Genomic DNA, 13,532 nt, shown 5'->3' with positions numbered 1-13,532 from the left:
TTACAGTCTCAGTATTCGGTTTCAGTATTCAGTCTCAGTAATCATTTGAAATAAATTAGTTTAGTTTCCTAAAATAGAAAACCTTAATAACTAACACGTAATTGACTGTAACGTTCGACTGATTTCTGACCACTAAAAAAAATGTTTCACGTGAAACAATCGTGTCAACCCTATTCAAATAAGCCTTTCGCATAAAAAATAAAATTAAATGAATTTTTTAGAAGATAAAAGTTTTATTACCGTTAAAGATTTTTCTGTTTCAGGAGAATCTTTCTCGTTGTTGTTAAATGAAGAATATCAAATTTTAAAAACCCATCCCCAACCTACTTTGGAAAATTTGGGTGCTTATTATGAATTCGAAGATTATATTTCGCATACCGATGGAAAACGTACATTATTTGAAAAGATGTATCATTTTATCAAACGAAAAGCAATTCGAGATAAAGTCCGTTTGATTAATGCACATCATCCCTTAAAAGGTAAGATTTTAGATATTGGTGCCGGAACTGGAGATTTTCTTTTGGAATGTAAAAACCAGAATTGGGAAATCTTAGGAATTGAACCAAATGATAAAGCTAAAGGAATTGCAATTGGGAAAGGAATAAAACTTGGTGATACCATTGAAAAGTTAGAAAGTAATTCTTTTGATGTAATTACAATGTGGCACGTTTTAGAACACGTTCCAGATGTTGAACATCAAGTTGCCGAATTGAAGCGTTTGTTAAAACCTAGGGGAACAATAATTATCGCCGTTCCAAATTTCAAATCATACGACGCAAAACACTATAAAGAATTTTGGGCGGCTTTTGATGTGCCAAGACATTTGTGGCATTTTTCAAAAACAGCCATCGAAAAATTGTTCGACAAACAAAATATGAATTTGGAAGATGTCAAGCCAATGTGGTTTGATAGTTTTTATGTGTCACTTTTATCTGAAAAATACAAAACGGGTAAAATGAATTTTATTTCTGGATTTTTTATTGGATTAAGTTCTAATATTTCAGGAATCTTCAAAAAAGAGTTTTCATCACATATTTATGTCTTAAAAAACAAGTAAAAACTATTTTAAAGCGTTTTTAGCGACTTTTATAGGTCTTTAGATATGATTTAGCCATTATTTTTTGAAAACCCAAGAGATTGAACGTGTGAAAGTTGGTTTTGATAGCTTATAATTATAGATTACTTATTGTTGATAAGAAATATTGATAACAATAAAATAAATAAAAAAGCTACAAATTTGCTTCTTGCGAACTTATTATTACTTTTACAAAAAAAATAATTATTTATACAAAATGAAAAAAGCCATTTTAATTTTAGGTGTTGCATTAAGCATTTTAGCTTGTAACAAAAATGAAGAAAAATCTGATAATGTTAAAACTGCCTACATTGATACTTCTGAGTTAATTGAAAAATATGAAAAATTTAAAGACGAAGATGATAAGTTCAAAGTTAAATCTCAAGAGTTAGGAAGACCATTAGAAGCGAAAGTAAAGGCGTTCCAAAATGAAGCTCAAAGTTTTCAACAAAATGCACAAGCTAAAGGGCAGCAATGGGCTCAACAGAAAGGAGCAGAATTACAACAACGTGAACAACAATTAGGAATGGAGCAAAATGCTTTATTACAACAATTGCAACAAGAAGGGGCTGTTTTAAAAGATACTTTAATTAGTGAAGTAAAACAATTCATCAAAACGTATGGTAAAAAGAAAGGATACGATTATGTATACGGAACAGGTGATGCTGCTACAATTCTTTATGCTAAAGACCAGTATGATATTACAAAAGATGTTTTAAAAGAATTAAACGATTCTTATAAGTCAACTAAGAAAGACGACAAACCAGAAGCTAAAGCTGAAGAGAAAAAATAATTTAAAGTCCCGTTTTATCGGGACTTTTTTATTTAATATCGTTTCTATATATTTGTAGTTCAAAATTATATGCCAAATGGAATCATTATCAGCCGCTGCGACTTATGCACTTCGATTTATCAATCAAACTAATAAGTCAATCTTTCTTACCGGTAAAGCCGGAACTGGGAAAACTACACTTCTAAAAGAAATTATTGCTACAACTCACAAGAACACTGTTGTTGTAGCTCCAACAGGTATCGCCGCTTTGAATGCAAATGGCGTTACGATTCACTCGATGTTTCAGTTACCTTTTGGAGGCTTTATCCCTGACAACAAACAACTACCACATTTTTCTGAAACTGTTAAATTCGAAAATCGTGATTCGTTAGGCCGTCATTTTAAGATGAATAACGTAAAACGTGCGGTGATTCGAAATATGGAGTTGTTAATCATTGATGAAGTGTCAATGTTAAGAGCCGATGTGCTTGATGCTATGGATTTTATGATGCGAAGAGTGCGTAGAAACGAAAGACCTTTTGGAGGTGTTCAGGTGCTTTTTATAGGAGATTTGCTACAATTACCTCCAGTTGTGAAGAATGAAGAATGGAATATGTTGAAGAATTATTACCGTGGGATGTTCTTTTTTCATTCGCATATTATTCAACAATATCCTCCTTTATATATAGAATTAGATAAGATTTTTCGTCAAACAGATGCTGAGTTTATTGATGTTTTGAATAATTTAAGACACAATAAGATCACTGCCGAAGATGTGAAAACTTTGAATCAATTCGTTCAACCTAATTTCGATCTAAAGAAAAATAAAGGTTATATCACTTTGACTACGCATAATGCAAAAGCGGACACTATTAATGCACAATCCTTGAAGGATTTAGACGGAAAATTATTTACTTATTCTACCGAAATAACAGCCGATTTCCCAGAAAAAATATTTCCGCTTGACGAAAAATTACAGCTAAAAGTGGGTGCTCAAGTAATGTTTGTTAAAAACGATTTGAATGCGGACAAACAATTTTATAACGGTAAAATGGGCGTTATCAAGTCGTTAACCGAAAAAGAAATATTTGTCTATTTTACAGAAGAAAAGAAAACCATTGAAGTGGAGCGTTATGAATGGCAGAATATCCGCTATAACATCAACGAAAATACGAAAGAAATTCAGGAAGAAGTAATCGGAACTTTTGTCCACTACCCTATTAAGTTGGCTTGGGCAATTACGGTTCATAAAAGTCAAGGATTAACATTTGACAAAGCTGCGTTAGATGTATCCCAAGTTTTCGCGCCTGGACAAGCTTATGTGGCTTTATCGCGATTGCGTTCTTTAAAAGGGCTTGTTTTATTGTCTCCTTTGCGAATGAATGGTATTTCTAGCGACGAAGATGTGTTGAGTTATGCTGAAAACAAAGCTTCTGAAGAAATTTTACAAAAATCATTAGCGAAAGAAACCTCTAGCTTTTGGTTGCATTCATTGATTATAGCATTCGATTTCAAGCAGTTAGTCCAAGAATGGCGGAATCACTTGTTTAGTTATAATTCCGAACCAGCAAAATCTACAAAAGGGAATCACGAAAAGTGGGCAAAACTTCAACACGATAAATTGGCTCCTATTTTGGCTCCTTCGGCAAATTTTTTAGTGCAATTGCAAAATATTTTTACCTCGGATAATTTAGAACCTCAATTTGTAAAACAACGTTGCGACGCTGCTTATGATTACTTTTTTAAAATTTTAGACGATGTAACCGAAGAACTGTTGTTGAAAATTGAAGAAATCAAACGTACAAAAAAAGTAAAAGCGTTCCACGATGAATTAGTGGAATTAGAAGAGCTGCAAATACGAACGATTATTCAACTTAAAAAAGTAAAATTACTTACTCAAACTATTGTTGATGGAAAAGAAATTTCGAAACAGAATTTAGTTTCCGAAGATATCAACGTGTACAAAATCAATAAGTTAGTTGTAGTTTCAGAACGCTTCAAAAAGTTAAATATCGCTTTGGTCGAAGATGACGACGATGTTTCGTATTATACAGATTCGAAAAAGAAAAAAACTAAGGAGCCCAAGAAATCTACTTACGAAGATACCTTAGAATTGTGGAAACAAAATATGACTATTTTCGAAATTGCAAAGCAGCGTAAACTTACGCCTCAAACCATTTATAATCATTTCACTAAATTGATTCAGATGGAAATCGTGCAACTTTCGGATATTTTACCGGCTGATAAAATCGTCGAGTTGAGCGCTGCATTTAAAGATTTTAAAGGCGAAAGTTTAGGCGAATTAAAAGAAATCCACGGCGATAAATTCTCGTGGGACGAATTACGAATGTTTAAAGCAAGCTTAGCTTAACCAATAAACAGCAATTACTGCCGGAATAAAATAAATTACAATAGTGCGTGCACCATCATAATCTTTAGCTAAACGCTGTCCAAATAATAGGAACAACAATGTAATGCTTGATAAAATTGCACCATAGAAACCTAAACCTCTCAGCACTACCTCTTGCATTAAATGTTGAATAATTCCCGATACGCATAAAACACCTGAAACTATTTCTAATAAAAGAATAATTCCCAAAGCAAAGGGAACTTGTTTTGCTAAAACGGTGTTGGTAAAATGGCCTGTTAACCATGCAACATTTCCTTTCCAATCTTTCATTTTGTCGTATCCTGATTGTAAGAAAGTTATGGCTAAAAAGGCTAAAACTAATAATGGGGCAACTTGTATCATATTTATTCTTTTTTATGGATTAATCGGGTTAATTTTATGGATAAATCGGTTAAGATAATTCTACTACTTCCATTGCGCTCAATATGGTAGATGGCATCTTCTAATTCTTTATAGATTTCATTTATATTTGAACTATTTACGAAAGGTGCAAAGTTTTTTAATTCAAATTTAGGTACATTGGTTTCTAAAAAAACTAAATCATCAGCTTTGTAATTCAATAGCAACGCTTGTCTAAAAAACTGTATGCAATAATGTAAAAATTGTTTTTGCGTTTCTCTTCCTGTTTTTGAAATCTTTTCACTCCATGCAATCAAATCTAAAATTGCTGTAGCATTTCCTTTTGCTCGGAAGGCACTTCTCACCCACTCTACAAACCATTCATCAAAAGGAAATTCATCTTCTTCCTTTTTAAAAAGATGAAGTGCTTTATTATAATTTCCTTCACTTTGATGTGCAATTTTTTGTGCTAAAGTAGCATCGCATTTTTCACGTGAAACCAAAGCATTTGCAATTACCGCTTCACTTAAACCAATAAAATCAATCAATTGGCAGCGTGATAGGATGGTTTGTAAAATATCGTTCACGTTTTCTGTAATTAAAATAAAAACAGTTTTTGCTGGCGGTTCTTCTAACAGTTTTAATAATTTATTAGCCGAAGCGGTGTTCATTTTATCAGCCATCCAAATAATCATCACCTTATAGCCGCCTTCATAGGATTTTAGCGCTAATTTTTTATTGATTTCGGCGGCTTCATCAACATTTATTAAACCTTGCTTGTTTTGGATACCAATAGTTTTTAACCAGTCAAACAGATTTCCGTATGGAGTTTCTGTTAAAAATTGTCGCCATTCGGTCAAAAAATTATCACTAACGGGATGTGATTTTATACTATCCGTAGAAGCTACAGGAAAAGCAAAATGCAAATCGGGATGAGAAAAATGATCAAATTTTAAATTACATACAGTATTTTCACCTTGATTTTCACCGCCTAAATTTCCACACAAAATGTATTGTGCATAAGCAATCGCCATCGGCAACATTCCACAACCTTCTGGACCAGCGAACAATTGAGCGTGAGGTATTCTTCCTGCCTCGGCACTTTTAGTAAGGTGGTTTTTAATGTGGTCTTGTCCTAAAATATCTTTGAAAAGCATGTGCCAAATATAAAACATTTTTACGAATGAAATCTTTATTAAGACGTACGGTATAACTTTTTTTTCACAGTAGTAATTCGATTTTTAAGTGGTACAAATTGTTTTTGGCACGTTTTTTGAAAACACCCTTTTAATGATATCAATAAATTTTTCTTTAGGATTAAAAAGTTTGTCCTAATTTTTTTTAACATCTTGAATTAAACCTTAAAAATAGCTATTTGTAATAGAATCGTTTAATTCTAAATTTTATTTTGTTTGTTTTTATTAATTAATATATATTTGTAATAAGGCAGACATAAAAACATTTTTTTTAAATCTATAAAACCCCAATAATATGAAATTATTTTACTTAGGACTTTTATCATTTTTTTTGTTAGGATCAGTAGAAGTTGTAGCTCAAAAAAATCAAAAAGCCGCGCCGCAAATTATTATCAACGTTAGAGGAATTTCTAAATACCATAACTTAAAAGAACTTCAAGATATGACGAAAGGGCAGCTTATTCCGTTATACAAAGAAAGAGTTAAAATTTTATACAATGTTTTTCCTTATATCGGTGTGACACCAAAACCGGGCGTTTCATTTGCAGATCTTGGAATCCCAGCCAGTAAAGAAAATACCGCTGCCTTAGACCAAGAAATTATAAACAGAGGTCAATTTATTGAGAATAATGATAAATTTTTGGATGCAATCCTACCTTATTCCGATACTTCAAATATTATAAATGCAATCCTTTTTTATGAAGAAGTATTGAAAATGGTGAGTAGTAGTACTCAAAATTAATTATTTTTTAACCCAAATTATGAGAAATATTAGATTTTTAATTTTAGCAATCTTTACTTGCTCATTAGCTTTTGCACAACAGGAAATGGGAATCGTTGGACAAAGTAACTGGCTTTACGGCTGGACATCTTTCAAACCTTTAACGACAGATTACCCGCAAACAACAAAAATATTACCAAATGTAATATCTTCAGACTTTAAATTATCGGGTTTTGAAACTTACAGTTTGGTCGGAGAGGTTTATGTGACTAATAATGCGACTTTAACTATTGAACCAGGAACTATAATTAGAGCCAGTACGGATGAATATAGTACCTTAATTATAACCAAAGGGTCGAAAATAGTTGCAGAAGGATTGCCTAATAATCCCATAATTTTCACATCTTCTAAATCTGCCAAGGAAAGAAAACCTGGAGACTGGGGCGGCATATATATATTAGGTAACGCGCCTATTAATATTTATGGTGGTGTTTATAAAATTGAGTCGTCTATAGATCCGAGTTTAATTACTGCGGGTGGTTCAAATCCTGCAGATAATTCTGGTTCAATTAAGAACGTAAGAGTTGAGTTTGCCGGAAAAGGTAAGAATAGAAATTCTATCTACGATGCTGTAAGTTTTATCGGAGTCGGAACGGGTACTGTAATTGATGGTCTTCAATCTAGTTTTTCTAATGGAAATTCATTTAAATTCATTGGCGGAAATGTTAAGGGAACAAAGATGATTGCGTACCGATCTAAAAACAGCGATTTCGAATTGACTCAAGGTGTAAATTGTGAGTTAACTAACGGTTTAGTAATACGATATGCTTACTTTTCAGCTAGTACAAGTTTTAGGGCAGTAACCATAAAACAGTTTGAAAATAGGGATATTACGGATTTTACAAAACCACAAACCAACGTTTCGATGACCAATTTCTCAATGATTAATGAGAGTGATGGTGAGGCAGTTACTAAAGGTTTAATAAAAGAAGCAATTTATATAAATGACGGTTGCTTTTTTTCTCTGAATAAGAGTATAATTTCAGGATTTGAAACGGCTCTTTTTTTAAGTTCTAACATTGCGCTCAATCCAGAAAATATAAATAAGATTAAATTAAAAAAAATATTTTTTAATAATTGTGAAAACAATATCATATCAGAATTAGGTACTACTGAAAGTCAAGATTTGGAATCAATGTTTGCTGCAGCTATTTTTGGAAATGTTTATTATAAGGCATCAGCAACCGACATTTTTAATGATCCCAATAATGAAAGAACTCCAGATTATAGAATTAAAATTAGCGGTGTAAAGTAAATTTTACAGCGCTAATTTTTTATAAAGTAACGCAATACTAAAACTTCAATAGCAACGAAATAGTTTTATTGATTTTACTAAAGTAGTCTACGTTTGTGTTTCTCCCCCTTCTTTTAAATTAAAGCACTTACTTCACGAAACTAATTTTTCTATCAAAATTATTTTAGAAATCTTGAGCTACGACTACTGTCTTAATCTTTGTTTAAGGGAGATTTTAAAATTGAATTAATTTATTAATTAGAAATTTTATAATCATTTAAATTCAATTAAAAGCTTGAAGATTATTAACAATTTTTTTAACGTATATTTAAGTTAGAAGATTATTTATCTTAAATTTATAGTGTTTTGTTTAAAGTTTTTAATTTAAACTTTGGGAAATTATTTTCAAAACATAACAAGATTTACAAAAAAAAATGCTTTTTTTGTATCGTAAAAAATTAAAACAAAAGCCTTTTTCTAAATAAGAAAAAGGCTTTTGTTTTTTAATTTTAAATGTGTTTTTAATTATTAATCACTATTAATTTGCGTTATTAAACCTAAATATAGCTCTTAATAATAATGATGAATTTAAATTGAAACAATCAAAATTATCATTATTATTGAAGGTTTAATGCATATTTAGCCATATTAAGTAATGTTTTTAAAGTTTTTTATAATTTATTTCTTGTTTAACTTTATGAAAGAAATATTGTAATGATATTTTGTTTTTCCGCGACGTTCTTAAACTTTTCAATTGCCGAAGGCTCAACATTTTAAACTCAAATACAAAACATTAAATTTAAACTTATTGCAGAGCTTTGTTTTTATACTATCTTTGGCCCAAATTATTTTTTCGTTAATTTTAATACAATTTTACGTGTATTTCATTGCTTGAAATTAAAAAAAAACGAAGAACCCAGCAAACGCTAGGAAAAAAAAATGAAAATGTACAGAAAAACTGTACTGAAAAGAAGAATAAAAAAATTATATTTGCTAAGGAAGTTATAATGAAAAGTTAAATTTTTGATTAGATTAATCCTAATTTATTGTAAAATGTAATTTATAACGACAAAGTGCAGTAATTAACAGGTAGACTTTGGAACTACTGTTTAAAATGGTATGTAATTAATAATAGTTGATGAAGGTAGGTAAGTTTAAAAGAGAAGTCTTTTTGTTATGATGTCTTCTAAATATATAAAATAAAATAATTATGAGCGGGTTTAGCGTTTCATTTAAATATAATTTTTTAATTATTGCTTTAGCGATTTCTTCTGCTGTAAGCAGTCAAATCGTAATCACTAAACCGATCCTGAGTTTTAGTTTTTTGTGTGAAAGTCAGTTTGTTAATACAACGCACACTATTACATTTACAGCAAGTCCCTCAAGTAATATTAATTCGAATAATGTTTTTACTTTAGAAATGTCTAATAATGATTTCGCGACAGCTCCATTAGTAGTTCCTGCCGCAGTTTCATTAGTAGGAGCACAATACACAATGACCTTTAGTCTGCCGACGATAACTTTTGGCCCTAACTACAAGTTAAGAGTGAGAAGTTCAAGTCCAGCAGCCTTAAGTCCAAATTCTGATGCTTTTGACGCCTATTACATAAAGCACAACCAAGAGATATTAGTGAACTCGCCGTCCGGAGTTGACAATGTAGCATTTTGCTCAGGTGGAGGAAGCTTCACTCTTTTTATTTATAATTCAGGAACCAATTCCTCTCCTCTTTTTTATCCCGAACTAACCTATGTATGGAAGAAAAAACAATTACCGACTGACATAGTTGTCGGTACAGGGAGTTCTCTAACTGTTACCCAACCTGGTCAATATTTTGTGGAAACAAATTATGGTGTGTGTACACCATCTTTCGATTCTAGATCAAGAATTATAACGGTTTCATCTCAAGCGTCGTCAAATTTAACTATTACAAGTAGTAGTGGTAATCAAATATGTGAAGGTTCAGATGTCACTTTAACGGGTAATTTAATCGGACCAGAATACACATATCAATGGTATAAAGATAATCAAGAAATTGTCGGAGCAACCAATGTTAGTTACTTAACCACCACATCAGGAGACTATAAATTAATTACTGATAATGGCATTTGTGTTGCAGAATCAAATGTAATTATATTATCACCTATAACTTTTACGTATAGTGTTGTCCCAGCCTCTCCTATTTCTATTTATCAAGGACAAACTGTGAACATTGTTATAACAACAACGGCGGCAAGTCCGGTTTACCAATGGTATAAAGATAATGTGTTGTTGCCAGAGACAACAAATACATTAGCAGTCAATCAAATTGGTACTTACAAAGTAATAATAAATCAAACATCTGGTTGTATAGTAAGTGAAGAGGTTGAAATCGCTGTACAAAAACCCGAAATAAATGAAGTTCCTAATTTAATAAGTCCAAATAATGACGGTGTTAATGATACTTGGGTTTTACCTAATTCAATTACATCTCAATCCGGCATTAATGTTAAGATTTTCAATTCTTCTGGTAAAATGCTTTTGTCAACTGATAATTATTTAGATAACTGGCCCACCGAAGAATCAGATTTTATTAATTCAAACGCCGTTTTTTATTATATAATTTCTAAAGGAAGTAGTAAGATAAAACAAGGAACAATAACTGTTATAAAGTAATAAAGATTTGAAAAAGAAATACCTTTTAATAACCACCCTACTTTTTTGCATAACTGTGTTTTCTCAGGAAAATGCAAACAGTTCCTTTGATATATCATTAAAGAATTCAATTAAATTCAATAAATATTTAATTAATCCTGCTTTTAGTTTTGCTAAAGAAACTGCACCTACTTTGACAATTGTTAATAGACGTCAATGGGTAGATTTTGAAAATGCGCCACAATTCTATTTTGCTAATTATTTAGGAAGATTGAGCAATAGATCTAGATTCGGGATCGGTATTTATCAGCAAAGCGCAGGTGTTTTGAAGAACTTTGGTGGAGTTGTGAATTACTCTTACGCTGTTCCTGTGGGGGATGAATCAATTCTTGCTTTTGGTATAAACACCTATTTTTATAATTCTACTTTTGATTTTGGAAAAATAATTACAGTAGAGAATGAACCGCTACTTCAAAATCAAAAAGCCAATTCACTTATTGGCCTCAAACCAGGTATAAACTTCGGTACTGAATTTTTTGATTTTGGTGTTTCCGTAAATAATTTAGTCCTGTATAATCTTGCAACTAGTGAAATGGTTAAAGATAATCAGGAAAATAGTTATTTAGGTCATGTCATGTATACAGGTTACATAAATAGCTATAGAAGATTCCTAGACGATGCTAAATTTTCAACGTTAGTATTTGTTGAAAAAAAGAATGATGCGACTGCTCTAGCCGCTAACTTATTATTAGATATCCCTAACAAAGCATGGATTCAAGGAGGGTATAATACGCTTTACGGTTTTTCTGCTGGGGTAGGAATTACAATATCAGAAAGATTTTCGTTGGGATATAACTATGATTTAGGTCTTGGAGATGTATCAGAGCTAGGATCAAGTCATCAGTTTTTATTGGCTTATACATTTGACGAATATGAAAATATCAATATAACTAATCGTGTAAAGAAACAAGGTGGAAGTAAAAAACCTGTTAAAAAGACATCAACAACTATTGCACTAAAAACTAAAGCTCAAAAAGATAAAGAAAACGCAGAAAAATTAGCAAATGCTAAACTGGAAAGAGAACGATTAGCTGCAGAAGCAGCTGCAAATGCAGAGAAGAATAGACTTGCAAATGAAGAAGCAGCCCGTTTAAAAGCAGCTGAAGATAAAGCTAAATTAGAAGCGCCAGTAAACATACAAGCAGAAAAAGATAGATTAGCGGCAGAAGAAGCAGCACGTATAAAAGCGGCGGCAGATAAAGCGAAAGCAGAAGCTGCGGCAAAAGCACAAGCAGAGAAAGACAGATTAGCATCCGAAGAAGCAGCTCGTTTAAAAGCAGCAGAAAGAGCTAAATCGGATAAAGCTAGAGCAGCTGCAGCAGCAAAAACACAAGCAGAAAAAGACAGATTAGCAGCTGAAGAAGCGGCTCGTTTAAAAGCGGCAGCAGAAAAAGCTAAGGCGGAAGCTGCGGCAAAAACACAAGCAGAAAAAGACAGATTAGCAGCTGAAGAAGCGGCTCGTTTAAAAGCGGCAGCAGACAAAGCTAAGGCAGAAGCTGCGGCAAAAACACAAGCAGAAAAAGACAGATTAGCAGCTGAAGAAACGGCTCGTTTAAAAGCGGCAGCAGACAAAGCTAAGGCAGAAGCTGCGGCAAAAACACAAGCAGAAAAAGATAGATTAGCAGGCGAAGAAGCGGCTCGTTTAAAAGCGGCAGCAGACAAAGCTAAGGCGGAAGCTGCGGCAAAAGCACAAGCAGAAAAAGATAGATTAGCAGCCGAAGAAGCGGCTCGTTTAAAAGCGGCAGCAGACAAAGCTAAGGCGGAAGCTGCGGCAAAAGCACAAGCAGAAAAAGACAGATTAGCAGCTGAAGAAGCGGCTCGTTTAAAAGCGGCAGCAGACAAAGCTAAGGCAGAAGCTGCGGCAAAAGCACAAGCAGAAAAAGATAGATTAGCAGCCGAAGAAGCGGCTCGTTTAAAAGCGGCAGCAGACAAAGCTAAGGCGGAAGCTGCGGCAAAAGCACTAGCAGAAAAAGATAGATTAGCAGCTGAAGAAGCGGCTCGTTTAAAAGCGGCGGCAGACAAAGCTAAGGCAGAAGCTGCGGCAAAAGCACAAGCAGAAAAGGATAAACTTTCAACAGAAGAGGCGCTTAGAAAGAAACTAGAATCAGATGAATCGAATAAAGCTGTTGAAGCATTTAAGAAGGATATTGAAACAAAAAGTAATGCATCAGACGAGTTAACTAAAAGTTTAGAAGCAATTGTAAAAGAAAGAGATGCCGATTTAAAAGAGTTTTTACTAGAAAACACTTTAAACGCGGATGGTACTGTGAGGGGACCAAAAGGTTTTGTGAACACAAAAGAAGAAAATGCGAAACTTGAGAATTTAAAATCAAGAATAAGTTTAAACAAAGTAGAGTTCGATAAATTGATTAGAGATTTTGAAGCTTCAAACATCCAAAGGCTAAAAGAAATTAAAGCTAAGGGGATCTCTGATACCGACGCTAAACCTTTGAATGATTATTATCAAAAAATGTTAAATGATTTAAAACAAAAAAGAGAAACATTTAATAGACTTGAAAAAGAAGCAGATTTAAAAATTCAGAAAATAAAAGACGAGAAAGAAGCCGAAAGATTAAGAAGGATTAAAAAGGCAGATTACGACAGTGAAACGGAAAGAAATCGTAGAAATCAAGAATACTTGGAAGGTTTAAAGAAAAACCAGGAAGTTGTAGGTGGAAATGACACCGCGCCTAAAAATAAAGAAGGCGAATCAACTAATAATCCAAATGCGATTATTGACATTCCAATTATTAAAAAATTAACAGATGTAAGTGCTGGATATTATTTGGTTTTAAAAACATTTAGTAATCTTGAAGAAACAAAAGCCTATTTATCTACAGTTATTAGTGCAGGTGGGGGAGCAAATGTAAATTTCTTTTATAATTTGCATAACAGTACTTATTATGTATACATTGCGAAAGCGGATACGATGGGCGACGCTAACCAGGAGTTAAAAGCTAAAGGCACTAAGACATACAACAAAAATATGTTTATTGCTAAAGTGGAATAAAACAGATAATATAAAAAAGACAA

The 13,532-nt window shown here is 32.6% G+C and carries 9 protein-coding genes; 7 read left to right on the top strand and 2 right to left on the bottom strand.

The window, feature by feature from the left end; genetic code table 11:
• Nucleotides 1-208 precede the first annotated feature (208 nt).
• The 3 genes from T1L09_RS11680 to T1L09_RS11670 all read left to right on the top strand — a co-directional run bounded on the left by T1L09_RS11680 (nucleotide 209) and on the right by T1L09_RS11670 (nucleotide 4,218).
• Nucleotides 209-1,057, top strand: coding sequence for a class I SAM-dependent methyltransferase (locus T1L09_RS11680; RefSeq protein WP_322551142.1), 849 nt, complete (start codon nucleotides 209-211; stop codon nucleotides 1,055-1,057).
• Between the two features lie 235 nt (nucleotides 1,058-1,292).
• Nucleotides 1,293-1,868 (top strand): OmpH/Skp family outer membrane protein, encoded by a 576-nt coding sequence (locus T1L09_RS11675; RefSeq protein WP_322551141.1) that lies wholly within the window; start codon nucleotides 1,293-1,295, stop codon nucleotides 1,866-1,868.
• Between the two features lie 76 nt (nucleotides 1,869-1,944).
• The gene (locus tag T1L09_RS11670) at nucleotides 1,945-4,218 is read left to right on the top strand and encodes a helix-turn-helix domain-containing protein (RefSeq protein WP_322551140.1); all 2,274 of its coding nucleotides are present in this window, start codon (nucleotides 1,945-1,947) and stop codon (nucleotides 4,216-4,218) included.
• On the opposite strand, the gene T1L09_RS11665 is transcribed toward T1L09_RS11670, so the two are convergent.
• Together T1L09_RS11665 and T1L09_RS11660 are read right to left on the bottom strand one after the other, a co-directional pair.
• A complete protein-coding gene (locus tag T1L09_RS11665; protein WP_322551139.1) occupies nucleotides 4,210-4,599 on the bottom strand; it encodes a DoxX family protein in 390 nt (129 codons plus the stop codon). The two genes, T1L09_RS11670 and T1L09_RS11665, sit on opposite strands and share 9 nt — an antisense overlap.
• Before the next feature lie 2 nt (nucleotides 4,600-4,601).
• On the bottom strand, nucleotides 4,602-5,753 hold the full coding sequence (locus T1L09_RS11660; protein WP_322551564.1) for a DNA polymerase III subunit: 1,152 nt from the start codon (nucleotides 5,751-5,753) through the stop codon (nucleotides 4,602-4,604).
• A 334-nt stretch (nucleotides 5,754-6,087) separates the two neighbouring features.
• On the opposite strand from T1L09_RS11660, the gene T1L09_RS11655 reads away from it, so the two are divergent.
• The 4 genes from T1L09_RS11655 (at nucleotide 6,088) to T1L09_RS11640 (ending at nucleotide 13,509) form a co-directional block, all read left to right on the top strand.
• A complete protein-coding gene (locus T1L09_RS11655) occupies nucleotides 6,088-6,534 on the top strand; it encodes a hypothetical protein (protein WP_322551138.1) in 447 nt (148 codons plus the stop codon).
• Nucleotides 6,535-6,553: 19 nt separating this feature from the next.
• Nucleotides 6,554-7,828: a hypothetical protein gene (locus T1L09_RS11650; RefSeq protein ID WP_322551137.1), complete on the top strand. Its 1,275-nt coding sequence runs from the start codon at nucleotides 6,554-6,556 to the stop codon at nucleotides 7,826-7,828.
• 1,189 nt (nucleotides 7,829-9,017) lie between these two features.
• A complete protein-coding gene (locus T1L09_RS11645; RefSeq protein ID WP_322551136.1) occupies nucleotides 9,018-10,460 on the top strand; it encodes a T9SS type B sorting domain-containing protein in 1,443 nt (480 codons plus the stop codon).
• Nucleotides 10,461-10,467: 7 nt separating this feature from the next.
• On the top strand, nucleotides 10,468-13,509 hold the full coding sequence (locus tag T1L09_RS11640) for a PorP/SprF family type IX secretion system membrane protein (protein ID WP_322551135.1): 3,042 nt from the start codon (nucleotides 10,468-10,470) through the stop codon (nucleotides 13,507-13,509).
• Nucleotides 13,510-13,532: the final 23 nt, after the last annotated feature.

The organism is Flavobacterium psychraquaticum (assembly GCF_034497725.1).
GTDB lineage: Bacteria > Bacteroidota > Bacteroidia > Flavobacteriales > Flavobacteriaceae > Flavobacterium > Flavobacterium psychraquaticum.
Note: the sequence above shows the minus strand (reverse complement) of the source record. Positions and strands in the feature narration are given on the sequence as shown.